This window comes from Acidovorax sp. GW821-FHT09B03 (assembly GCF_059418305.1).
In genome coordinates this window covers 1-20043 of record NZ_JBWKPP010000037.1, presented here as the reverse complement: position 1 = coordinate 20043, position 20043 = coordinate 1, and the positions used below count along the sequence as shown (strand labels likewise).

General features: G+C 68.0%; 24 protein-coding genes. 11 read left to right on the top strand and 13 right to left on the bottom strand.

The genetic code is table 11. The features are described from left to right. Window positions 1-461: 461 nt before the first annotated feature. Window positions 462-1067, top strand: a complete 606-nt coding sequence (locus AC07PA_RS32440; RefSeq protein WP_007860126.1) for a DUF2939 domain-containing protein — start codon at window positions 462-464, stop codon at window positions 1065-1067. A 32-nt stretch (window positions 1068-1099) separates the two neighbouring features. Here the strand turns inward: AC07PA_RS32440 and AC07PA_RS32435 are convergent, their stop codons facing one another. Both AC07PA_RS32435 and AC07PA_RS32430 read right to left on the bottom strand, forming a co-directional pair. Continuing rightward, window positions 1100-1444, bottom strand: a complete 345-nt coding sequence (locus AC07PA_RS32435; RefSeq protein WP_494610334.1) for a hypothetical protein — start codon at window positions 1442-1444, stop codon at window positions 1100-1102. After that, window positions 1444-1926, bottom strand: a complete 483-nt coding sequence (locus AC07PA_RS32430; protein ID WP_494610333.1) for a hypothetical protein — start codon at window positions 1924-1926, stop codon at window positions 1444-1446. The genes AC07PA_RS32435 and AC07PA_RS32430 overlap by 1 nt, the downstream gene beginning before the upstream one ends. Before the next feature lie 365 nt (window positions 1927-2291). On the opposite strand from AC07PA_RS32430, the gene AC07PA_RS32425 reads away from it, so the two are divergent. Together AC07PA_RS32425 and AC07PA_RS32420 are read left to right on the top strand one after the other, a co-directional pair. Continuing rightward, window positions 2292-3749, top strand: coding sequence for a DUF2867 domain-containing protein (locus AC07PA_RS32425; protein ID WP_494610332.1), 1458 nt, complete (start codon window positions 2292-2294; stop codon window positions 3747-3749). Window positions 3750-3886: 137 nt separating this feature from the next. Then, complete coding sequence (locus AC07PA_RS32420; protein WP_145698772.1) at window positions 3887-4282, top strand: Imm10 family immunity protein; 396 nt, start codon at window positions 3887-3889, stop codon at window positions 4280-4282. A 55-nt stretch (window positions 4283-4337) separates the two neighbouring features. Here AC07PA_RS32420 and AC07PA_RS32415 read toward each other — a convergent pair whose 3' ends face one another. The 4 genes from AC07PA_RS32415 to AC07PA_RS32400 all read right to left on the bottom strand — a co-directional run bounded on the left by AC07PA_RS32415 (window position 4338) and on the right by AC07PA_RS32400 (window position 8495). Beyond that, complete coding sequence (locus AC07PA_RS32415) at window positions 4338-4964, bottom strand: hypothetical protein (RefSeq protein ID WP_494610331.1); 627 nt, start codon at window positions 4962-4964, stop codon at window positions 4338-4340. A 73-nt stretch (window positions 4965-5037) separates the two neighbouring features. Then, the gene (locus tag AC07PA_RS32410; RefSeq protein ID WP_494610330.1) at window positions 5038-5670 is read right to left on the bottom strand and encodes a hypothetical protein; all 633 of its coding nucleotides are present in this window, start codon (window positions 5668-5670) and stop codon (window positions 5038-5040) included. An 892-nt stretch (window positions 5671-6562) separates the two neighbouring features. Continuing rightward, window positions 6563-6709 (bottom strand): hypothetical protein, encoded by a 147-nt coding sequence (locus tag AC07PA_RS32405; protein WP_007856235.1) that lies wholly within the window; start codon window positions 6707-6709, stop codon window positions 6563-6565. Window positions 6710-7259: 550 nt separating this feature from the next. Beyond that, window positions 7260-8495, bottom strand: a complete 1236-nt coding sequence (locus tag AC07PA_RS32400; RefSeq protein WP_494610329.1) for an MFS transporter — start codon at window positions 8493-8495, stop codon at window positions 7260-7262. An 86-nt stretch (window positions 8496-8581) separates the two neighbouring features. On the opposite strand from AC07PA_RS32400, the gene AC07PA_RS32395 reads away from it, so the two are divergent. Further along, window positions 8582-9217 (top strand): TetR/AcrR family transcriptional regulator, encoded by a 636-nt coding sequence (locus AC07PA_RS32395; protein ID WP_007856233.1) that lies wholly within the window; start codon window positions 8582-8584, stop codon window positions 9215-9217. Between the two features lie 164 nt (window positions 9218-9381). On the opposite strand, the gene AC07PA_RS32390 is transcribed toward AC07PA_RS32395, so the two are convergent. Beyond that, window positions 9382-9864 carry a thermonuclease family protein gene (locus tag AC07PA_RS32390; RefSeq protein ID WP_494610328.1) on the bottom strand — a complete coding sequence of 161 codons (483 nt, stop codon included), beginning with the start codon at window positions 9862-9864 and terminating at the stop codon, window positions 9382-9384. Window positions 9865-10186: 322 nt separating this feature from the next. Between AC07PA_RS32390 and AC07PA_RS32385 the strand changes: the two genes are divergently transcribed. Both AC07PA_RS32385 and AC07PA_RS32380 read left to right on the top strand, forming a co-directional pair. Then, window positions 10187-10918 (top strand): DUF6796 family protein, encoded by a 732-nt coding sequence (locus AC07PA_RS32385; protein ID WP_494610327.1) that lies wholly within the window; start codon window positions 10187-10189, stop codon window positions 10916-10918. Window positions 10919-11020: 102 nt separating this feature from the next. Continuing rightward, entirely contained in the window at window positions 11021-11500 is a 480-nt protein-coding gene (locus AC07PA_RS32380) for a tetratricopeptide repeat protein (protein ID WP_494610326.1), read from the top strand. Between the two features lie 70 nt (window positions 11501-11570). Here AC07PA_RS32380 and AC07PA_RS32375 read toward each other — a convergent pair whose 3' ends face one another. Beyond that, complete coding sequence (locus AC07PA_RS32375; RefSeq protein ID WP_494610325.1) at window positions 11571-12218, bottom strand: PepSY domain-containing protein; 648 nt, start codon at window positions 12216-12218, stop codon at window positions 11571-11573. Between the two features lie 112 nt (window positions 12219-12330). Here AC07PA_RS32375 and AC07PA_RS32370 point away from each other — a divergent pair, with 112 nt between their 5' ends. The 3 genes from AC07PA_RS32370 to AC07PA_RS32360 are packed head-to-tail and all read left to right on the top strand — an operon-like array spanning window position 12331 to window position 15232. Then, window positions 12331-13083, top strand: a complete 753-nt coding sequence (locus tag AC07PA_RS32370; RefSeq protein WP_494610324.1) for a PepSY domain-containing protein — start codon at window positions 12331-12333, stop codon at window positions 13081-13083. A gap of 2 nt (window positions 13084-13085) precedes the next feature. Continuing rightward, complete coding sequence (locus tag AC07PA_RS32365) at window positions 13086-13775, top strand: response regulator transcription factor (protein ID WP_494610323.1); 690 nt, start codon at window positions 13086-13088, stop codon at window positions 13773-13775. Then, entirely contained in the window at window positions 13775-15232 is a 1458-nt protein-coding gene (locus AC07PA_RS32360; protein WP_494610322.1) for a sensor histidine kinase, read from the top strand. The genes AC07PA_RS32365 and AC07PA_RS32360 overlap by 1 nt, the downstream gene beginning before the upstream one ends. A 9-nt stretch (window positions 15233-15241) precedes the next feature. Here the strand turns inward: AC07PA_RS32360 and AC07PA_RS32355 are convergent, their stop codons facing one another. Next, a complete protein-coding gene (locus tag AC07PA_RS32355) occupies window positions 15242-15688 on the bottom strand; it encodes a VOC family protein (protein WP_145698261.1) in 447 nt (148 codons plus the stop codon). Between the two features lie 250 nt (window positions 15689-15938). Here AC07PA_RS32355 and AC07PA_RS32350 point away from each other — a divergent pair, with 250 nt between their 5' ends. Next, entirely contained in the window at window positions 15939-16244 is a 306-nt protein-coding gene (locus AC07PA_RS32350; protein ID WP_494610320.1) for a hypothetical protein, read from the top strand. Between the two features lie 487 nt (window positions 16245-16731). Here the strand turns inward: AC07PA_RS32350 and AC07PA_RS32345 are convergent, their stop codons facing one another. The 4 genes from AC07PA_RS32345 to AC07PA_RS32330 all read right to left on the bottom strand — a co-directional run bounded on the left by AC07PA_RS32345 (window position 16732) and on the right by AC07PA_RS32330 (window position 19306). After that, window positions 16732-17037, bottom strand: coding sequence for a hypothetical protein (locus AC07PA_RS32345; protein WP_494610319.1), 306 nt, complete (start codon window positions 17035-17037; stop codon window positions 16732-16734). A gap of 581 nt (window positions 17038-17618) precedes the next feature. Then, window positions 17619-18434, bottom strand: a complete 816-nt coding sequence (locus AC07PA_RS32340) for a helix-turn-helix domain-containing protein (RefSeq protein ID WP_494610318.1) — start codon at window positions 18432-18434, stop codon at window positions 17619-17621. 67 nt (window positions 18435-18501) lie between these two features. Further along, on the bottom strand, window positions 18502-18780 hold the full coding sequence (locus AC07PA_RS32335) for a hypothetical protein (protein WP_494610317.1): 279 nt from the start codon (window positions 18778-18780) through the stop codon (window positions 18502-18504). 163 nt (window positions 18781-18943) lie between these two features. Then, the gene (locus AC07PA_RS32330; protein WP_494610316.1) at window positions 18944-19306 is read right to left on the bottom strand and encodes a hypothetical protein; all 363 of its coding nucleotides are present in this window, start codon (window positions 19304-19306) and stop codon (window positions 18944-18946) included. A gap of 168 nt (window positions 19307-19474) precedes the next feature. Between AC07PA_RS32330 and AC07PA_RS32325 the strand changes: the two genes are divergently transcribed. Further along, entirely contained in the window at window positions 19475-19816 is a 342-nt protein-coding gene (locus AC07PA_RS32325; RefSeq protein ID WP_494610315.1) for a DUF1330 domain-containing protein, read from the top strand. The last annotated feature ends 227 nt before the right edge of the window (window positions 19817-20043 follow it).

Sequence of the window (20043 nt, the reverse complement as noted above, 5' to 3'; positions counted from 1 at the left end):
CTCGTGTGCACACGGTACACGATTGACTCGACACGCTATCACTAGTTCAACGAACTTCTAACTCACGACACTAGCTTGCCGCAGCTGTTTGAACGGAGTTGGCCAAAGGCCAAACGCAGTGAGTTCTGCGGCACACCTCAGGACCGAGCATCGCAGGCTGCCCCCTCGCCCCCGGGGCGAGGGGGACACGGGCAGCGGGGTCGCCTTTCTTTGGGGTACGTTTCTTTGGGGAAGCAAAGAAAGGTACCTCGGCCGCCGGGCCGAGACCCGGCCTCCGCCCTCAGCAGAGGCATGCTGTCAAAACGGCCACGCCGGGCGCACACCCCGGCCTCCGCCCTCAACAGAGGCATGCGGCTTACAAAGAAGCACCGGGCATCCAAACCAAAAACTCGTAAACCCCCAACCTCCTCACCGCGTTGAAGCCAAGGACCTACAACACAACACGGGAGGGAATACTGCACATGACCACCACGACCTACACCGCGGACAACACCCCAAAGAACAAACGGCTCGTCCCCATCGCCCTGGCCGGCATCGCCATCGCCGCCGGCGCAACGCTCTACGCCTCCCCCTACTGGGCCCTGCACTCCCTGTCCAACGCCGTGCGCGACAAGGACGCTGCCCGGGTGTCCGAGTACGTGGACTTCGTGCTGCTGCGCGATTCGGTCAAGGAGCTGCTGAGTGCCCGCATGGACGCCGAGATGAAGACCCGCGGCGTGCCGGACGACAACCCGTTTGCCGGCCTGGCGCAGACCTTTGTGAAAGGCATGCTCAACCAGGCCGTGGATGCCATGGTCTCGCCATCGGGCGTGGTGAAGCTGTTGCAGCAGCGTGGCGATACCGCACGCCCGGTACCTTCGCCCACCCCCTCGGGTGGCGGCGGCAACAACAACCAGGGGGCCCAGGCCGGCAAGCCGCGCTTCCAGGTGGACTACCAGAACTACTCGACCGTGCATGTCAGCCCGGAGGGGCGCGAGGTGGGCTTCGTGTTTCGCCGCTATGGCCTGCTGTCGTGGAAGATGGTGGCGATCAACGGCACGCTGCTGGACAGGCCCGGGGCGAACTGAAGACCAGGCCGATCAGGCCGACCAGGGCGGCCTCACCGGCCCGTGATGGCCACCTGCGCGTCCCTCTCGCGCAGGCACTCCACCGTGTTCGCATTCACCCACTGGTACGCCACCCCATGCCCGCACACGAACTGTGCGGCCACGTGGCGGCGCTGCTCTGCGCTGGGCGGTTGTGCACGGGCTTGCTGCTGCTGCTGCTGCGCCATGGCCTCGCGCCGCAGCCCGTGCTGCGCATCCTCGTGCATGGCCCACAGCAGGGTGCCGAGGATGGCCAGGGCCCCCAGTGCGGTGGTGGCGATGGGGCCAATCAGCCGGTGCGCCCCGCGCGCTGGAGGCGGCGCGGTGTGCTCGCCAATGTCCTGCAGTCCTTGTCCCATCACACTGCCTCGGTATGCGTCTCGGCCCAGGTACGGGCCAGCACCTCGATGGCCTCGCGCGCGAGCGCGTGGCCCTGCTGGGCGCAGGTGACCAGGGCGTGCATGGCGCGGGTGTCGTTGTCGCGGTAGTCCATGGCGGACAGCAGGCGCGCATAGTCGCCGCCGCGCGCCAGGGCCAGGGTGTCGCGGTGGGCAGCGTCCTCGGCGGCGTACTGCGCGTCGGACTCGGCCGCGCGGGCCTCGTGGTGGTGGCTGGCGTCGCGCACGGGGTCGTTGGCACTGCGGCAAAAGCGCTCCAGAACGGGTGGCTGCGCGGCGGGCGGGCAGTCCGGCAGCGCGCGGGGTTTCAGTGGGGGCCAGGACGCCGAGCCCGGTTGCGCGAGTGTGGCCGCGTTGGCTGCACCGGTGGCTGCGAAGTGCAGGGGGCCTGGTGGCGGTGGCAATGTCAACAACAACAATGGCGGGGCGGCACGGTGGTGCATGGGGGCTCCTGGTGGCTTGCTGGTGAGCACGTGGGCCGCCAGCGTGAAAGCAAAGGACTGAAAAAGGGCGGCAACCCCTGGCGCGTGCGGACGGTGGGGTCGGTTGGCGTCGCTGTGCGCCGGGGTTGCCATGGGGTCCATTGTTTAGTAATTTCTAAACTTAGTCAAGATAAAGCTGAACTGCTGTTAAGGACAGTCTTGACCAACCTGGATCGCTGTGTCATGGCACAGTCCATTTGTTAAGGTTGCAATTAGGTAATTAACTAAATAAAATAAATCTGCCGGCATGCTTTCCACCAACCGCGCAATTCGACGAACACCCCAGAACAACCAGGCACGACAGCCAAGAAAAAGAGAGCCGGAGCATGAACAGCACCACCGCCAACAGCGGCACTACCACCGCCACCCTGGGCCTTGCCCGGCCGGCATTGCGGCTGACGCGCGGGACGGCGACCTTTCCGTTTGTGGCGTTGCCCACGCGGCCGGGGGCCTTGCCCATCGAGGTGACCTTGTTGGCCCGCCTGGGCCGGGGCGTGGGCACGGGCCTGTGCCGCGGCATGATGGCGCGCCAGGAGCAGCATGGGCGCTTCATCGACGCGCTGGACGAGCCCTCGGCCAAGCTGGGTGGCAGCGACTTTGCCAAGGGCGATGCGACGGCGCTGTACAGCTTTGGCGTGGGGCAGGGCGGGCACCCGTTCCACCGGCATGCGGGGCATCGGGTGTTCACGGCAGTGTCGGGCAGTGCGGGGGCGCAGTTGCGCTTTTCCAGTGCCACGTCCGAAGAGATCACGCGTGACCCGGCGGCCTTCGTGCGGGCGCTGCGCCATGTCGATGTGCCGCCGGACTGCCTGTTCACCGTGCGCTTTTCGGGCGAGAACTGGCACCAGTTCGTGCCGCGCGTGCAGGGCGCGGGGCACCCGGCGTTCTTTGCCCTGTCCACCCACACCAATGAGCTGGGCGGCGAGCTCAGCGCAGCGCTGCGCAGCAAGGTGCTGCAGGACCAGGGCGACATCCCTTCGTTGACCGAGCTGCTGCCTGGTGCCGTGCAGGCCCTCTTGGCCAGCGCGCCGGTGCGGGCGCAGCAGGTTCCCACCACGGTGCTCTCGCTCGGCGAGCGGCCGGGCGGGTGGCTGGCGGCTGCGTGCGGACACTACCGCGCGCTGGCAGGCAGAGTGGGGCATGCGTTGGCGCCCCTGCAGGGCGGTGGCTATGTGAGCGAGCTGCGGCCCAGCCGTGTGCAGGAGCAGCAAGGCCTGCCGGCCGATAGCCTGCTGCGCCAGGCGCTGGCAGGCCGTACGCTGCACCACGAAGACTGCTTCACGCTGGTGGCCGCGCGCCAGGCAGGTACTGCGCCGGACGCTGATGCCCTGCTGGCCAGCCTGCTGGGCAGCTTCCTTGCGAACCGGCACCCGGGCGTCACGCGCATGATGGCAGTGCGTAACGTGATCGTGCGCCCGCTTGGGCTGCGCCGGTCACCGCTGGCCTGCCCGGTGTCCTCGCTGCAGCCGCCCTCGGCAGGGCAGGCTATGCCTGATGGCAGCCCGCTGTTTGCCGGCCGCTACCCCGTGCATGCCAGCCAGGTGGCGGCCGACGGGCGCAGCGCGCAGGTGCTGCTGGGAGCGGACGACCGGCACCTCGCGTTCCGCTCGTGCGTGGGCGTGCGCTGCCTGGACGATGGCCGCGTGGAGTACTCGCTGGCCACCCGTGTGGCCTGCCGCAATGCTTTCGGCCGCTGGTACATGGCGCTCATCGAGCGCACGCACCGCCGCTACATTGCGCCGCACCTGCTGCAGGTGGCGGTGGAGGGAATGGAGGGGCGTTAGGCCTGGGTGGCGACCGGCTGGCTGATTGGCTGACGGGCTGCCACACCGAGGGATATAGTGGACGCCTGCAATGACCCGGCACCTAGTGGCTCCCTGTGGCCGCTGCGCTGTGCGGCCAGACAACAGGAGGAGTGCTGATGCCGGTAGGCTTTGTCGCCAATGCAGTGTCTGCCGCCGAGGACGACGATGGGCTGCTCATCGTGACGCTCGGGGCGCCGTCCATCGAGGACGAGGACTTCTACCTGATGCTGCAGCACCTGGACGAGTACGACGCCCAGGACATCGCATTGGGCATGGACCAGCCCTACATCGAGTACTGCGGGCAAGGCTGGTCGTGGTACGGCCACATCGTGTCCTTCACCCTGCACCGCGACCGCGTGGACGTGCAGATGGACGCGCACGCCGCGCAGGAGATGGACAACGATGGCCGGATCGAGGTGCGCTTTGACCTGGCCGAGCCGCAGTTCCAGGCGTTGCGGGCCGCCTTGCAGCGCACCTTTGCGGGGCGCGCGTATTTCCACGAAGCGGTTTGAACTGCGCCTGCCGCCTGTGGGAATGAAGGGGTGACTGCCGCCGTGCGGCGCTCGGTCAGCGCTTGCCGCTGTAGCGCAGCGTGTCGAGCGCCAGCGCGAAGCCGGCCTCGGTGGCTTTGGCGTATTCGGTGGCGACCTGGGTCATGATGATGGCGGTGGTCCCGCCCAGGTCGGCCTTGAAGAAGCGCGCCTCGTGCGGCAGCTTCTGCCCCAGCATGCTGATCACGAAGCGCTGCGAGACGCCCTTGTTCTCCTGGCCTGCGACATTGCGGGTGATGGGCGCCGTGGTGGAGGGGCCGAACTGCAGTTGCTGGGCGACTGCGCTGCTGCTTTTGGCGGATTCGGCGCGGTTCTTTGCCGTGGTGGCTGCGAAGGCCTCGATGTTCTGGGCCTTGAGGAAGGGGCTGAACAGCAGGGTGACGACGGCATCGTCAGGTCCTTCGAGGTCGATGCTGCGCAGGCGGGTCTCGTCCTGCGCGACCGAGTCCTCGGTCACCTTCCAGCCGGCGGGGTGCTCGAAGCTCACGCCGTCCTTGTTGTAGATGACATTGGGCGCGGCCAGCGCGGGCTGGGCCAGGCTGGCGGCAAGCAGCAGGCCCAGGGCGGCGGCGGCCGCAGCGTGGAAGCGGCGGCGTGTGGCCAGGGCGAGGGTGGCGTGAAGGGGCGTCGGGGCTTGGGGCATGGTGCGTAGGTGGGTGGTTCGGTCGGTACAAGAAGGAAGAGAGGTTCGGGTGCGCGGCAGCGGCCGGGCCCCGTCAACGCTTGGCGCGGTAGCGCAGCGTGTCCATCACCCGGCCCAGGGCGGTTTCCATGAGTTTGGCGTCCTCGGCCAGCGACTGGGTCATGATGTTGACGCTGCTGCCGTTGCCTGCATCGATGGCGAAAAAGCGCGATTCGAGCTGGATGGCGACGCCCTCCGAGACGTAGCCAAAGCGCTGCAGCACGCCCTTGATGTCCTTGCCGCCCACGCGCCGGGTGATGGTGCTGGAGGTCATGCCCGTGGGGGTGATCTTGTCCGGCCCTTCCAGCGCGGCCTGGCCCTTGTCCATCTCTGCACGGTGTTCGGCGGCGCGCGTGGCCAGGGTCTCGATGTTCTGGCCTGTCATGAAGGGGATGAGCATCAGGTGGATGCTGGCGTCTTCCGGTCCTTCGAGGTCGATGCTGCGCATGCCGGCGCCATTGGGCTCCACTTCGTCGAGCGCGACTTTCCAGTCGGCGGGGTGCTGAAAGCTCACGCCTGCCTTGTTGTAGGCCTTGGGCGGTGCCGCATGGGCGGGTTGGGTCAGGCCCGCCAGGGCGATGGCCATGGTGATCAGCAGGGCCAGGGTTGCTGCGGTGCGGTGCAGGAGGGTGGTGGGTGCGGATGGGGGGAGGGATGCAAGGTGCATGGGGGTAATTGGGGGCTTGCCAGGGAGGGAGTGGGTGGATTCTCGCATTGGGGGCTGGGGCTGGGGCTGGACTGGGTAATGGGTGCTGCATGCCTTTGCAAGGGGCGGGGGCCGGGATGTGCGCCCGGCGGCGCAGTAACTTTCTCTTGAGTCGCCAAGAGAAAGTCACCAAAGAGAAGGCGACCCCCAGTCTGCGTCCCCCGTACGCCCTGTCGGGCGAACGGGGGCAGCCTGCGATGCTCGGATCTGGGGTGGGCGTCGCTGAACTCGCGCCGTTCCCCCTGCGGGTGAACTCTGCTCAAACAGCAGCGACGAGCTAGACAACGAAGTGCATGTGTCCTGCGGCACATGCACCCACCCCAGCTCCTGCGCTTCTCGGCGCAGCCAGCAGGGGTGGGGAGCGGGGTCAAAGACGGCTGCTGCTTTCGCAGCTGCGCCTGGGGTCGGTTCGCGCCGCGCGCTGCCGACAGCTTGTGCGCGATCGCCCTGGCGAGCCGAGCGCAGCGAAGGACCACAGGCCGAGCGAAGCAATGGCCCGTGTGGAGCCCGCTCCCACCCCCTTCTGACCGTGCCGAGAAGCACAGGGCCTGGGGTGAGCGCGTGCCGAAGGACACGCGCATCGTCATCTGGCTCGCCGAAGCTGTTTGACCGGAGCCGCCTCGCAGAGGCAGCGCAGGGAGTTCTTCGGCGTCACCCCAGGACCGAGCATCGCAGACTGCCCCCAGCGCCCAAAAGGGCGATGGGGGACACGGGCAGCGGGGTCGCCTTCTCTTTGGTGACTTTCTCTTGGCGACGCAAGAGAAAGTTACTGCGCCGCCGGGCGCACATCCCGGCCCCCGCCATCAGCAAAAGCATGCTGCAACAACGAGGCACAGTACACCGACCCCCCCACTCACCCCATCGGCTTCCACTGCGGCGCCTCAGGTTCCGGAAACAGCAGCGCCTCGCGCGCCGGCCGCTGCATGGCCTCCCACTGCCGGCGGCGCTTGATATCGCGGGGGCGGAGCTTCTCGGGCTGGGTTCTGTGGGTGCGGGACATGGTAGGTACCTCCTCTTGGGGTGGTGCCTCCATTGGCGCGCAGACCGCACCGTGCGGCTGTCGGACGGTTTCGACGCGGGCCATCGGCCGGCGCCGAAGGCGTGTGCAAGGCCGTGCCGACGGAAAACGCGTACACAGAAAAAAAACAGCCCGCGGTGGGCGGGCTGTGAACTTGCTGTTCAGCAAGGGAGGGGTGGGTGTCGATGCGGTATCGACAGGAGCAATACTAAAGACGGTGCCCGTCCATTTTTGTAGGACGGCGCCCCATTGGCGTGTGTCCAAAAGCGGAAGGCGCTGCCCGGCCAGGTGGGGGGGCATCCTGCGGCAAGGCGCTGAAAGGCTGTAGGAATCGTCTGACGCGCCGAGTTTGCAAAAGACTGCATGGAATTGTTGCAGGGCGTTTTACGCTCATGCCTTCTTCACGGAGGACCACATGCCTATCTTGGGAATCGTCTTTGGCATCCAGGCCATTGCCATCGTCGCCGCACTGTCGCTGAGCCTGGCCATCTACTCCTGATCCGGATTTCGCCGGGCGGCCAGCCAGCCCCGGTCAGGCGGCTGCATCACGCCGCAGCATCAGCCCCAGCGCCGTGAGCCCCAGGGCCAGCAGCGCCAGCCCGAACCCCAGCGCCGTGGCATGCAGCCCGAAGGTGCCGGCGGCCAGCCCGGCCACGATGGCGGGCAGGCTGAACGCCAGGTAGCTCAGCACGAAAAAGCCCGACATCAGCCCACCGCGATCTGCCGCCGTGGCGGTGCCCACCAGGCTGCGCAGCGAGCCGTTGAAGCCCGAGCCAAACCCCACCCCCGCCACCACCGTGCCCGCGAAGAAGGCCACGCTCGAATGCAGCGCAATGCCCGCCAGCGTGACCGCCAGGCCCAGCACCAGGGCCACCGTGCCCAGCAGCAGCACCTGGCGTGGTGGCCGGGTGCGCACGAACACTATGGCCACGGCGGCCGTGAGCACCAGCGCGCAGATGAGGGCGCCGCCCAGCACCGGCGCCTGGCTGCCCGTGATGACCCGCGCCAGCGTGGGCCCGAGCGAGAGGTAAAAGCCCCCCAGTGACCACAGCGCGGTGTTCAGCGGCAGGATGCACACCAGCGTGGCGCGCGAGCTGGCCGGTATGGCGATGCGCGGGCGCAGCGAGCGCCAGGCGCCCGGGCGGCGCACCACCGTTTCGGGCAGGAAGACGGCGGCCAGCGCCTGCAGCACGAACAGCGCCAGCAGCAGCTCGAACACCAGCGCCGTGTGCGTGGGCGCAAACTGCACCAGCGCGCTGGTGCCCAGGGCCCCGACGGCCATGCCCAGCATGGGCGCCACGGTGTTCACCAGGGCGCCGCGCTCGGGGTGCAGGTCGATCAGAGCCGCGCTGAGCACGCTGGTGGCAATGCCCGTGGCCAGGCCCTGCACGATGCGCGCGGCAAACAGCCAGGCCACCGAATCGGCCTGCCAGAAGAGCACGGTGGAGGCGATCTCCAGCACCAGCGCCAGCAGCACCACCTCGCGCCGGCCCCGGTGGTCCGAGAAGGTGCCGAACAGCAGCGCCGTGCCCAGCAGCGCGAAGGCGTAGCAGGCAAACACCAGCGTCAGCGTGAGTGCCGAGAAGCCCCAGCTGTCGCGGTACAGCGCATACAGCGGCGAGGGCGCGCTTGAGGCCGCCAGAAACCCCACCAGGATGGAGGCCAGCAGCCACAGGGCCTGGGCATGGCCCATCCTGCGGACGGGGGCCGAGGGTGGGGCCATGGCGGCGTGCGGCGTGGCGGCTGTGGCGGCAGGGTTCGTGGCCATGGAAACTCCAGTGCAATACAAAAGCAAAGAATTTGCTTTTGCGTATTAAACCACTAAAGCAATCTTTTTGCTTTAGCATCGGGGCCATGAACCCCAGACCAGCCCCCCGCCCCGGGGGACGCAGCGCCCGCGTGCAGGCCGCCGTGCACCGCGCCACCAACGAGCTGGCCGAGCAGATCGGCCGCGCGCAGCTCACCGTGCCGCTGATCGCCGCGCAGGCGGGCGTGACGCCCTCCACCATCTACCGCCGCTGGGGCGACCTGGCCGAGCTGCTGGCCGACGTGGCGCTGGACCGCTTTCGCGCCGACGCCGAGCCTGCGGACACGGGCAGCGTGGAAGGCGACCTGCAGGCCTGGGCCGAGCAGTTCTTCGAGGAGATGGGTTCCGAGGTCGGCCAGACCATGCTGCGCGACGTGCTGGCCGGCCGCATCCAGGGCAGCATGGCCGTGCCCAGCCAGTGCGCGGCCTACACGGCCAGCCAGATCGAGATCATCCTGGCGCGCGGCAGCGCGCGCGGCGAGGCCGTGCCCACGGTAGACGCGCTCATGGATGGCGTGGTCGCCCCCATCATCTACCGCACCCTGTTCGGGCCCGCCCGGGCCAGCCATGCGCTGGTGCGGGAGCTGGTGGGCGGGTGCATGGCCGGTGCGGCCCGGCCGGGCGCGCAGCCCAGCGACGCAGCCCTGGCGCTGGACGGCCTGGCAGGGCCGATGCTGGAGTAGGGCAACGCGCGCCGTGCCGCACCACCGCTGCGGCATGGCCGCAGGCGCGGATCAGCCAGGATGCGGAAAAGGCCAGCGCTGCGGGCCCTGCCCAAGGGCGCAGCAGGTGCCTGCACCTGCGGGCCCACCGCGTTCGTTGGCTGATGGGCGTGTGGCGGGGCGGCTCAGGGGTAGCGCTGGGGGCTGGCCACGGGGCCCGTGGGCTTGAGCTTGCGCGTGGCGCGCCAGTCCCAGGGCGGCAGCGGGCTGTTCTGCACCCACAGCCCGCGCCCGGCGGCCTGGGCGCGCAGCTGGATGTCGGCCAGCGCCTCGTAGCCCAGGCCCACCTTGGGGTCGTACCAGACCATGCCGGCGCGCAGCTGCTCGGTGGCCGCGTCCTTGCCCTGGCACTCCACGTCGGCCACGGTGCGGCCATGGACGTCCACCGCGGTGTTGCTGAGCTTGACCTTCTGCGGTATCAGGCACAGGTTGACCAGGCTTTTGTGCGAAAGATCGCCATAGGGCTGGCGCAGTTCGGGCGCATCGATGGCGCGGATGGCGACAAAGGTCTCCTCGTTGCGCGTCACGTCGCCGCAGCGGGCGCGGAAAGAGTCGCCATCGTGGATGGCAACGACCAGGCAGAGCAGGGTGGCGGTGGTCAGGGGCATGGCGGGGCCGGGGGGTGCGGGGTGGGGGCTACGGCAGTGCAGGCGGGCGCAGGTGCTTGGGCATGCCCGTGCGTGCAAGCGGCCTCTCGCGCCGCGGCACGCGGGCGGTGCCTGTCGATCCGTACTGCCATCCCTCTCACCCCGATTGTGTGTTGGTGGAATTTTTGTGGCGCTATTTTGCTATGACTGGGCGGGCCTGCAGCAGGTTGGCGCACGGTTTTGGGGGCGCTCACCCAAATGCCGCTTACAGTCGCGGCGATCCGCTATCCGGAAACTCTTCGCTTCACGACAAACACCATCGCACCAAGGAAGGCGCTGCCGCATGAGCAACCACCCCGACGATCCGGTCCATCTCCCCCGCGCCCGGCTGGCCGGCAGCCTGGGCATTCTGGGCGCGCTGCTGCTGTTTGCCGGCGACATGCTCCTGCTGGGCCACTGGGGGGCTGCCGCTGATTTCCGCGCCGGGATGCTGGAGCTGATCCGCTCGGCACCGGTGGAACGCATCTGGGCCGGCGGCCTGCTCGGGCCCGTGGCGGGGGCCTTGCTGGTGGCGGGCTTCTGGCAGGTGTGCCAGGGGGTGAAGGCACCGGCGGGGTGGGCGGCACGCGCGATGTTCGGCCTGTTCCTGCTGTTTGCGGTGGGGTTGGCGGCCATCCATTCCGTGTGGGCGGTGTTCGAGCTGCTCATCCGTTCGTGCGTGGATGGCGCGGCCGGTGGGGCACCCGCGGCATGCCAGGCGCAGGCCGAGGCGGTGCAGGCCTACATGCGGGTGTCGCTGCTGGGCCTGGCCGTGCCTGGGGCGCTTGCCTCCGTGATCCTGGCCGTGCTGGTGCTGCGCGGGCGCACGCCGTGGCCGCGCTGGGCGGTGCTGGCCAATCCGCTGCTGCTGGTGGCGGTGTTGCTGCCGGCCTTTGCCGCAGCGCCTGCGCCCATCGGGGCGGTGCTGCTGGGCGGCTCGGCAAGCATCCTGCTGCTGGTGTTTTTCGTGGTGGCCCAAGGCAGTGCCAGGGGCGTGCGCGGTGAACCAGCCGGCGTGCTTGCCGGGGTGCCATGAAAGCCGGGCATGATGGCTGGATTGCCGGGGCCACCGCGCCGGCCCCGGGCCTGGATTCTCCGGTTTCTTTTTCTTTTCTTCACTTCACTGGAAGGCAAGGCAATGTCCGATGCAGAGCACAACCCTTATGAAGACGCCACGGCGGCCTATGACCGGGGGCACCTGAACAAGGCTTTCACGGGCTTTCTGGCGGGGGCGCAGGCGGGCGATGTGGACTGCATGGCCATGGTGGCGGTGATGTACGGCGCGGGAGAGGGCGTGCGCATCGACCTGGCGCAGTCCATCGAATGGGACAAGAAAGCCATTGCCGCAGGCAGCGAGCTGGCGTTCTTGAACATCGGCATCAGCTACCGCTGCATGGGCGACATGGTGAGCGCCAAGCGCTGGTTCCTGCGCGCGCTGGATGCCGGCGACGCGGAGGCCGCGCTGCAGCTGGCCAAGCTCTACATGGTGAGCGACCTGGAGGTGGCGACGGTGCGCAAGTACCTGCAGATCGCCATCGACAGCGCCAACGCCCTCGACGAGACGAAGCTGGAGGCCCGGCAACTGCTGGCGCTGGGCACGCAGCCTGCCGAACAGTGACCGACGCCGGCGGTGCGCTCTGCGTGGCCGCAGCCAGGCTGCGGACTGCAGCCCGCTGCGCCGGGGGGCCTCAGTCGTCCAGCCGCTCGCTCAGCACCTGGGCCGTGTGCGGGTCCAGGCGCAGCTCCACCGACTGGCCGGCGAGGTTGGTGGCCTCGGCCTCCCAGTGGCCATCGTCGTAGTCCAGGTCGTGCACCCGCGTGTAGCCGGCCTGCTGCAGGGCCAGGCGGATCTGCTCGGCGCCGAGCACGGCCTGCTGGTTGGCAAAGCCGCCGCTGCGGCCGACCTGGCTGAGCACCTCCAGCGTCTGGGGGTGCAGCACGAGTTCGACCTTTTCGCCGTGGACCAGGCTCTGGCGCGCCTCGGCCTGCCAGAAGCCGTCGTCGAGCTCCAGGTCGTGCACATGGGCCCAGCCGGCAGCGCGCAGGGCCTGGGCCACCTGCGCCACGCCGGGCAGGGTGGTGCCGATGTCGCTCTTGCGCACGGCGGTGAAGCTGGCGTCGGCATCCTTGACCAGCACGGTGGCGCGCTGGCCGTCGTTGGCGATGGCCTCGGCAGTCCAGTAGCCGTACTGCTTTTGCAGGCCGTGCGTGGCCACGTGGTGGTTCTGGGTGATCACGTTGAGCGCGTCCTGCGCGCCCATGGCCAGGGCCATGGAGGGCAGGGTGGCCACCGCAGCGGCTGCGGTGAGGGACAGGCTCAGAAGGGTCTTTTTCACGGTGCTTTCCTTTCGTTGACAAGAATGGGCGGCAGTGTGGTGCGCTGTGCCTAAACACGGCGTGAAGCCCTTGTTCATGGGGCGTTTAGGATCGTCCGCAATAATCCCCGCGATGCAACGATGGACGAGTCTCTTACCGTGTGCCGCCTGCGCGGCGCTGGTGCTGGCGCTGGCCTGCACACCGGCGCTGGCGGCGCCACCGGGCATGGCCGCAGAGCAGGATGCGGCGCGGCGCGGCGTGCTCAACGGGCAGCTCAAGCCGCTCAACAGCGTGATCGCCGAGATCAGCCGCCAGTACAACGGCCGCGTCATCGATGTGGAGACCGAGCGCGGGCGCAAGGGCGAGCTGCGCTACGAGATCAAGCTCATCGACGCGCAGGGCCGCAAGCACGAGGTGCTGGTCGATGCCGCCACCGGCGCCGTGGTGGCGCAGGAGAGTGACTGGCCCACGCAGCCCGTGGGCCCCGCGCAGATGGCGCGCTACATCAAGCGCCTGGAGCAGCGCTTTGGCGCGCGCGTGTCGGAGGTGGAGTTCGAGCGCGATGCGCAGGGCCAGGCGGTGTACGAGGTCAAGCTCTCCGAGAAGCCCGCGGGCCAGATGAAGCTGCTGATGGATGTGTCCACCGGCGAGGTGATCCACGCGCCCCAGGGTGCTGCCCCCAAGGCTTCCATCAAGCCCATGTGGGCCATGCTCGAGTCGCTGCACCCGCGCTTTGCGGGGCTGGTGATGGAGGTGGAGCTGGAGACCGACCACCGGCGCCAGCCCCACTACAGCGTGGAGCTGCTGCAGCCCAACGGCCACAAGCTGGAGCTGGAGGTGGACGCCGTGACCCTGCAGGTGCTGCGCCAGAAGGTAGAAGAGTAAAGATGCGGGTATTGGTGGTGGAAGACGATGTGGCGCTGGCCGGGCAACTGCGGCAGGCGCTGGAGGCGGCGGGCTTTGCCGTGGATGTGGAGCACGATGGCGAGGCCGCGTCCTTTGCCGGCACGGCCGAGGCCTACAGCGCCGCGGTGCTGGACCTGGGCCTGCCGCTCAAGGACGGCCTGAGCACCCTGCGCGACTGGCGCGAGGCGGGCTGCGGCTGGCCGGTGCTGGTGCTCACGGCGCGCAACCGGTGGAGCGACAAGCTGGCGGGCTTCAACGCCGGTGCCGATGACTACCTGACCAAGCCCTTCCTGATGGACGAGGTGGTGCTGCGCCTGCGCGCCATGCTGCGCCGCACCGCCGGGTCGGCCAGCGCGGTGCTGCGCGCCGGGCCGCTGGAGTACGACGTGGTGCAGGGCCGCTTTGCGCTGCAGGGCCAGGGCCTGCAGCTCACGGCGCAGGAGCACCGCATCCTGGCGTACTTCATGCACCACCCGGGCCGGCTGCTCACGCGCAGCGAGATCGGCGAGCACGTGTATGCGCGCGACCTGGACCCCGACTCCAACACCCTGGACGTGCTGATCGGCCGCATCCGCCGCAAGCTTGGCGGCGCCCCCCGGCTGGTGACCGAGCGCGGCCAGGGCTTTCGGCTGGAGGCCGAGCCCGCAGACGCACCGCAGGGGCCGGTCTGATGGCGCTGGCCCAGCGGCTGGCCCTGCAACTGGCGCAGTGGCCCATGGCCACGCGCATCGTGCTGCTGGCCCTGGTGCCCATGCTGGTGCTGGTGGGTGCGGGCGGCTGGTGGCTGCGCGCGCAGATGCACCAGAGCCTGCTGGCCAGTTTCGAGCAGGTACTGCGCGACAAGGCGCAGCGCGTGGGCGCGCGGCTGCAGGCGGGTGCCAGTGGAACGCTGCGCGAGCAGGGCGGCGCGGTGGACGAGTTCAGCGCCATCTATGGCGGCTGGTACTGGCGCGCCCAGGCCGGTGCCAGCGTGCTGCGCTCGCGCTCGCTGTGGGACATGGACAGCCTGCCCACCGAGCCAGTGCCCGCACGCGGTTCGCAGGTGCTGTACCGGGCGACGGGGCCGATGCAGGAGCCCCTGCTGGCCTTCACCAGCGCCGTGCAAATCGGGTCGCCTGCGGCCGAGACCCGTCTGGTGGTCTACGGCCCGGCGGCGCAGCTGCAGGACAGCATGCGCCAGATCGACCGCACCCTGGTGCTGGCCGCCGTGGTGCTGATGGCCCTGGCCGGGGCGCTGGCGTGGATGCAGGTGCGCGTGGGCCTGGCCCCTTTGCGCCGGCTGGAGGCGCTGCTGGCAGCCCTGCGCTCGCCGCAGGGCCCGGGGTCCGACGTGGCGCAGCACCTGGCCGCCCCTACCGGGCGCGACCTGCAGCCCCTGCAGGCCGAACTGGCCGGCCTGCTGGCCCACAACGCGCAGGTAGTGGCCCGCGCCCGCGCACACGCGGCCGACCTGAACCATGCCCTCAAGAAGCCCCTGGCCCTGCTCAGCGCCCAGGCCAGCGCGCAGCCGCAGGTGCCCGCTGGCGAGGTGCAGCGCCAGGTGGCGGCCATGGCCCAGCTGGTGGACCGCTACCAGGCCCGCACCATGAGCGATGCGTTGCTGGCCCACCCGGGCGCTGCCGGGCCGGCCGTGGATGTGCGCGAGTGCGTGGGCCAGGTACTGCACATGATGCAGCGCCTGCACGCGGCGCAGGAGCTGGCCTGGGAGCTTGATGACCAGGCCGCGCCAGCGCCCCTGCACTGGCGCGGCGAGCGCGCGGACCTGGAAGAGGTGCTGGGCAACCTGCTGGACAACGCGGGCAAGTGGGCCGCCTCGCGCGTGCGGCTGTCGCTGCGCGTGCTGCCGGCACAGGGGACCGGGATGGCGCAGCCAGGCGATGGCCCCGCCGCCCTGCGGTTGCCGATGTTGCTGCTGCAGGTGGAAGACGATGGCCCTGGCATGACACCCGCGCAGCTGCAGGCCGCCGGGCAGCGCGGCCTGCGCTTTGACGAGTCGGTGCAGGGCAGCGGGCTGGGCCTGGCCATTGCGGGCCAGATCGCCCAGGCCTACGGCGGGCGGCTGGAGCTGGGCAAGAGCGGTGACCTGCGCGGGCTGGGGGCGCGCGTCGAACTGCGCGGCCTGGTCTGAAACGAGGGCTCAGCCGCCCTGTGCCATCAGCGCGTCGTAGCGGCGCTGCATCTCCTCGGGCGTGACCTGCTCGATCGAGTGGCCGATGTTCCAGCGGTGGCCGAAGGGGTCGCGCACCACGCCCGAGCGCTCGCCGTAGAAGGCGTCCTGCGCGGGCCGCTCCAAGGTGGCGCCGAGGGCCACGGCCCGGGCGATCACGGTGTCGGCGTTGTCCACGTGCAGGTGGAGCGACACGCAGGTAGGGGCGCCCGGCCGGGGGCCGAGGATGTCCATCTCGGGGTACTCGTCGCTCAGCATCAGCGTGGTGCCACCGAAGTCCAGTTCCGCATGGCCCAGCCGGCCCGTGGGCGGCTCGGTCAGGCGGAACAGCTCGCGCGCGCCGAAGGCTTCCTCATAGAAACGGATCGCCGCCTCGCCATCGGCGACATGCAGGTAGGGAAAGAGTTCGTGGACCATGTCGGGCATCTCCTGGGGTTGCAAGTTCAGCACCACTGTAGGCCCGGTGGTCCGCGGTGTCTTGAAGGAAATTGACCCTGAACCGGGTTCTTGGCTGCATATTTCGGCTCTTCTGGACAGCCGGTTCGGCACCGTGGACACAGAAGCCTGCACCGTGAGCCGAGGCGCAAATGGCTGGCCGAACCATCGCTGAAGAAGATTTGCGGGCGTGGGCTAGACTTCGGGTATCGGCCAGAAGCGGACATCCAACATGCAAAAGAGTTTGGCGTCGGCAATACGTGTACTAGCGACCCTCCTTGGAGTTGTTGCGGTCGCATTTCTTGGCTACGCCATCGCCGACTATGTGCAATTCAGGCGGGCTGACGCTTTTTGTAGGGGTGCTCTCGGGCAAAGCAGAAATGCAGTCAAAGCGCTTGTTTCTGGCCATCCCGATACTTCGATTGCTACCGAGAACGCCTCTCTGATGACTGTCAGATTTCCCGGCTTAAAAAAATGCTGGCTCAACTTCTCTGCGGATGATGTGGCCACGAAAGCTGCGACCTTCGGCATAGACTAAGAATGTCCGCTTTGGGCCCGAAGCTGCCTGTCAGGTGTGATGGCCGTGCTGTTCTCTAGGCCGCTACGGCTCCACCGCGCGAGCGCACTTCGAAGCAGGTCACCTGCATTGACACTCGGGTTCTGAGAAAGACACGCCTGGACGTTGCGGGGAGCGAACCTCCTTGGTCGTCCACACACCAACTTTTCCTTGCGGCAGGCAGTGTTTCTTGCAAAGTTCGATATCCGTGGCTCGGCGCTCGCGAAGATACCCAACACATTGCGAGGTCAACAGTAGGACTAGTCCGATGAAAGCGAGCCAACGCAAAGGACGCTGCCGCAATGACTGAATCGGCTTAGGCCCGCTTCGCAGGCTTGATCGATTTTTCTGAATCGTCATTGCAGCAGGCCTGTCGGATTCTTGACTGACGGCTACTGGCGCAACTCTGCCGGACACTTGTCCTTCCCGACAGCAAGAGCCACCCCCTTCATCTTCTGCCTTCCAGGAATTATTGATCGTTCTTGGTCGATGGCGGCGTGTTGACCTCGGTCGTCTCTTCGTCGTGGAGAAGCTGGCTCAATTGCCCGGGGTTCAGTCGTTTCATCAGCTTCTCCAGTTTGTGGTCATACCGCCGATCGTTTGGCTCGACGCCTCTCTGCGATTTTCTTGCGTACAGTCGCATGAACGTCGCAAGTTCACCGCTGAGTTTCTCATCAGGTCGCTTTTTCATGTTTGAACGAATGGCCCCTATGAATGTCAACTTCTGGCCGGTTGCTGCCATCAAGAGCTGTGCGGCCGCTTCGATGGTATTCAAAAAAGTCTCGTTGAGCTTGCGTCAAATTCGCACCGTCCACAATGCGCCAGAACCTCTTGACGCCGAGAGCAGGCTCAAGAAATTGAATCAAAGCCTTGGCTGGATTGTGGTTGCCGGAAGCTAGCCATTCCTTGAGAACAGACTCCACGTCATGCGTCGGGAGTTGTGACGATTGGACTAGCGATAGAGCGAGCCGGCCGTTCAGCGGCGTCAACTGCCGAATGAAGTCAATCCGTTCCGATGCACTTAAACCGCGCAGCCACTTCCGCAGAGCTTGCTCCTCGTTTGACATGCCAGTGTGGCAAGCAAACTGTTCAGGCAGGAAACCGGACGCTGAGTTTTCCACGTGTAGTCAATGGTTCTTGCGACCGCTTCTGGCCGATAGCGGAAGTCTAGCTGGCCGCGGCAGTGCCCTGTATCACCCAAGAAGGCGACTAGACGAGCCGAACAGATGCTCATCGCCAGCGATCTGGGAATGCACACGAGCGCCGATCTCTGTGTCCAGTTCCTGCCGTTCCCGCCGTTCCCGCTGTCCAAGTCAACTCGCCCCACTGTCCAGCAGCGACTGAAATACGCATTAATTAGTCCACGCGCACATGGTTGCGCTGTGCCGGTGCGGCGCGCAGCCAGTCCGTGGGCGTCACGCCGGTGAGGTCGCGGAACTCGCGCGTGAAATGCGCCTGGTCGGCAAAGCCCGCGTCGGCCGCGATGCCGGCGGGCTGCAGGCCCGGGGTGGCGAGACCGGCCAGTGCCGTCTGCAGCCGCAGCACGCGCGCATGCTGCTTGGGCGCCAGGCCGGTGGCCTCGCGAAAGCGCGCGATCAGGTGGCGGTGGCTCAGGCCGCTGGCAGCCACGGCCTGTTGCACCTGCTCGCCGCCATGCAGGCTGGCCAGGGCTGCCGCCACGGCAGGGTGCAGGCCGCGCACCTGGGTGGCCATGCGGGCCAGCAGCCAGCGTTCCAGCACCTGCAGGCAGGCTGCGGGGGCGCCTTGCGCCTGCAGGCGCTCCATCAGTTCAGCCACTGCGCCCGGGCCGCACACGTCGGCCAGCGGGGTATGGTGCTCTGCCAGGCCGGCCGCACTGGTACGCAGCAGGGCGCCGGCTGCGCCGGGTTCGAGCTGGGCGCCCACCGACCAGCCGTGCGTGCCGCCCTGCTTGGCGTAGTAGCCGGACCGGGCCCCGCCCACGACGGCGTGGCCGGGGGACCAGACCTCGTCGCTGTGCGGCGCGGTCCCCAGCAGGTGCAGCGGCGGCCCGCCCCAGCGCAGCGCCAGGTGCATGTGGCCGGTGGGCAGCACATGCTCGCGCCCGGGGCGGGCGGATGCCAGCGGCGTGGCGCCTGCCCACAGCAGGCGCACAAAGGGGCGCAGCGGGGCGATGGGCGGGCGGGCAAGCATCGGTGCGGCCCTGGTGGGGTGTGGTGTACGAGCCCCATCCAGCGCGTTGGCCAGGGGCTGCCGCTGGTCAGACCTTGAACCGGCGGGCCTGCAGTGCGGCGGCGTAGTCCGCCACCACGCGGGCAATGGCGCCCTTGTCGTTGGCTTCCAGCGCGGTGCGCTCCTCGAACAGCTTGCTGCGCTCGGCGACCAGGCGCTCCATCTTGGCGGTGTCGGGGTTGGGGCGGTTGCTTTCGTACTGGATGTCGGCCACCACGGTCGCCAGCCAGGCGGCAAGGCAGGCGCTGGCGGCCTGGTGGTGGCTGGGGGGTGTGGTCGTCTGTGGCGCTGGCTGGGCGGCGGTCATCTTCATCACTCCTTGGTTTTGTGGCTTGGGGTGGGCGACAACGCTCCCCCGTGTGCTCGAATGTAACGCGCCTGCGGCGCCTGGTGCCCATCATCGTGCATGGCGCAACACAATGTCCGGGGCCTGCCTTGGCGGGCGGAACAAACCCTCCCTTGCCTTCATTTCAGCACACGACCAGGTGCTCCACCCCGTCGCGCACCTGGGACAGGTCTTCGCGCCAGTAATGGGGGTCGTTCACCTTGCGCCATTCCACGCCCAGGCCGGGCGCCATGTCCCGCGTGGCCGGGGCGAACACCTCCTTGAGCGACACGAAGAGGCTGCCTGCGTGGGGCCAGTCGGCCCGCTCCACGTTCACCAACCGGTTGCCGCGCCGCAGTTCGGCCAGCAGGCAGGCCTGCAGGCCTGTGGGCAAGCCCTTGAGGATGGCCAGGTTCTGCTGGTTGCGCGTGGGGACGAAGGGCAGGAAGTCTTCGTGGGTGGTGGGGCGCGGCTGGGGCTCGGCGGCTGGTGTGGCTGCGGTGGTCATGGGCGGGCAGTGTATCCATCGGCGTGCGGGCGCGTTCGGCCAGGGCCGCGGTGGCAGGAACCATGACCTGCCAGGTAATCGACGCGCTGCAGGGTGGCTTCTACATTGGCATCCATACATACGTTCATTCATTCATTCATCCACTTGCCTTGTTGAAGGAGACCCACCATGTCCGCTTATGCCATCGGCCTGCTCGAAGACCTGCAGTTCGGCCCCGACATCGTCAGCTATCTGCAGCGCATCGATGCCACGCTGGAGGCCTATGGCGGCGAGTTCCTGGTGCATGGCACCCGCCCGGAGCTGCGCGAGGGCAGCTTTGGCGGCGATTGTGTGGTGATCCGCTTTCCCTCGATGGAGCAGGCGCGCGCCTGGTACGACTCCGATGCCTATGCGCCCTTGATCCCGCTGCGCACGCAGCATTCGCGGTCCACGGTATTCTTGCTGGAGGGGGTGAAGGAGGTGCCGTACCGGGCGGTGGGTTTGTTGGAGAAGCTGGGGGTACAGGGCTGAGCGACAGGGCTCTTGCGCGCATGGCAGGCCTTGTAGTGCTTGCCATCGGGGGAATGTCAAAGAGGAAAAGCATGCCTTGTTTTTTGGGGGCGCTGGGTGCTTGACCAGTTGCATGCGATGGTTGTCGCGTGCCTTTGATGGAGTTCGGAGGCCGGGATGTGCGCCCGGCGGCGCACCCACCTTCTTTTGCGTCGCCAAAAGAAGGTGGGCCAAGAAAAGGCGACCCC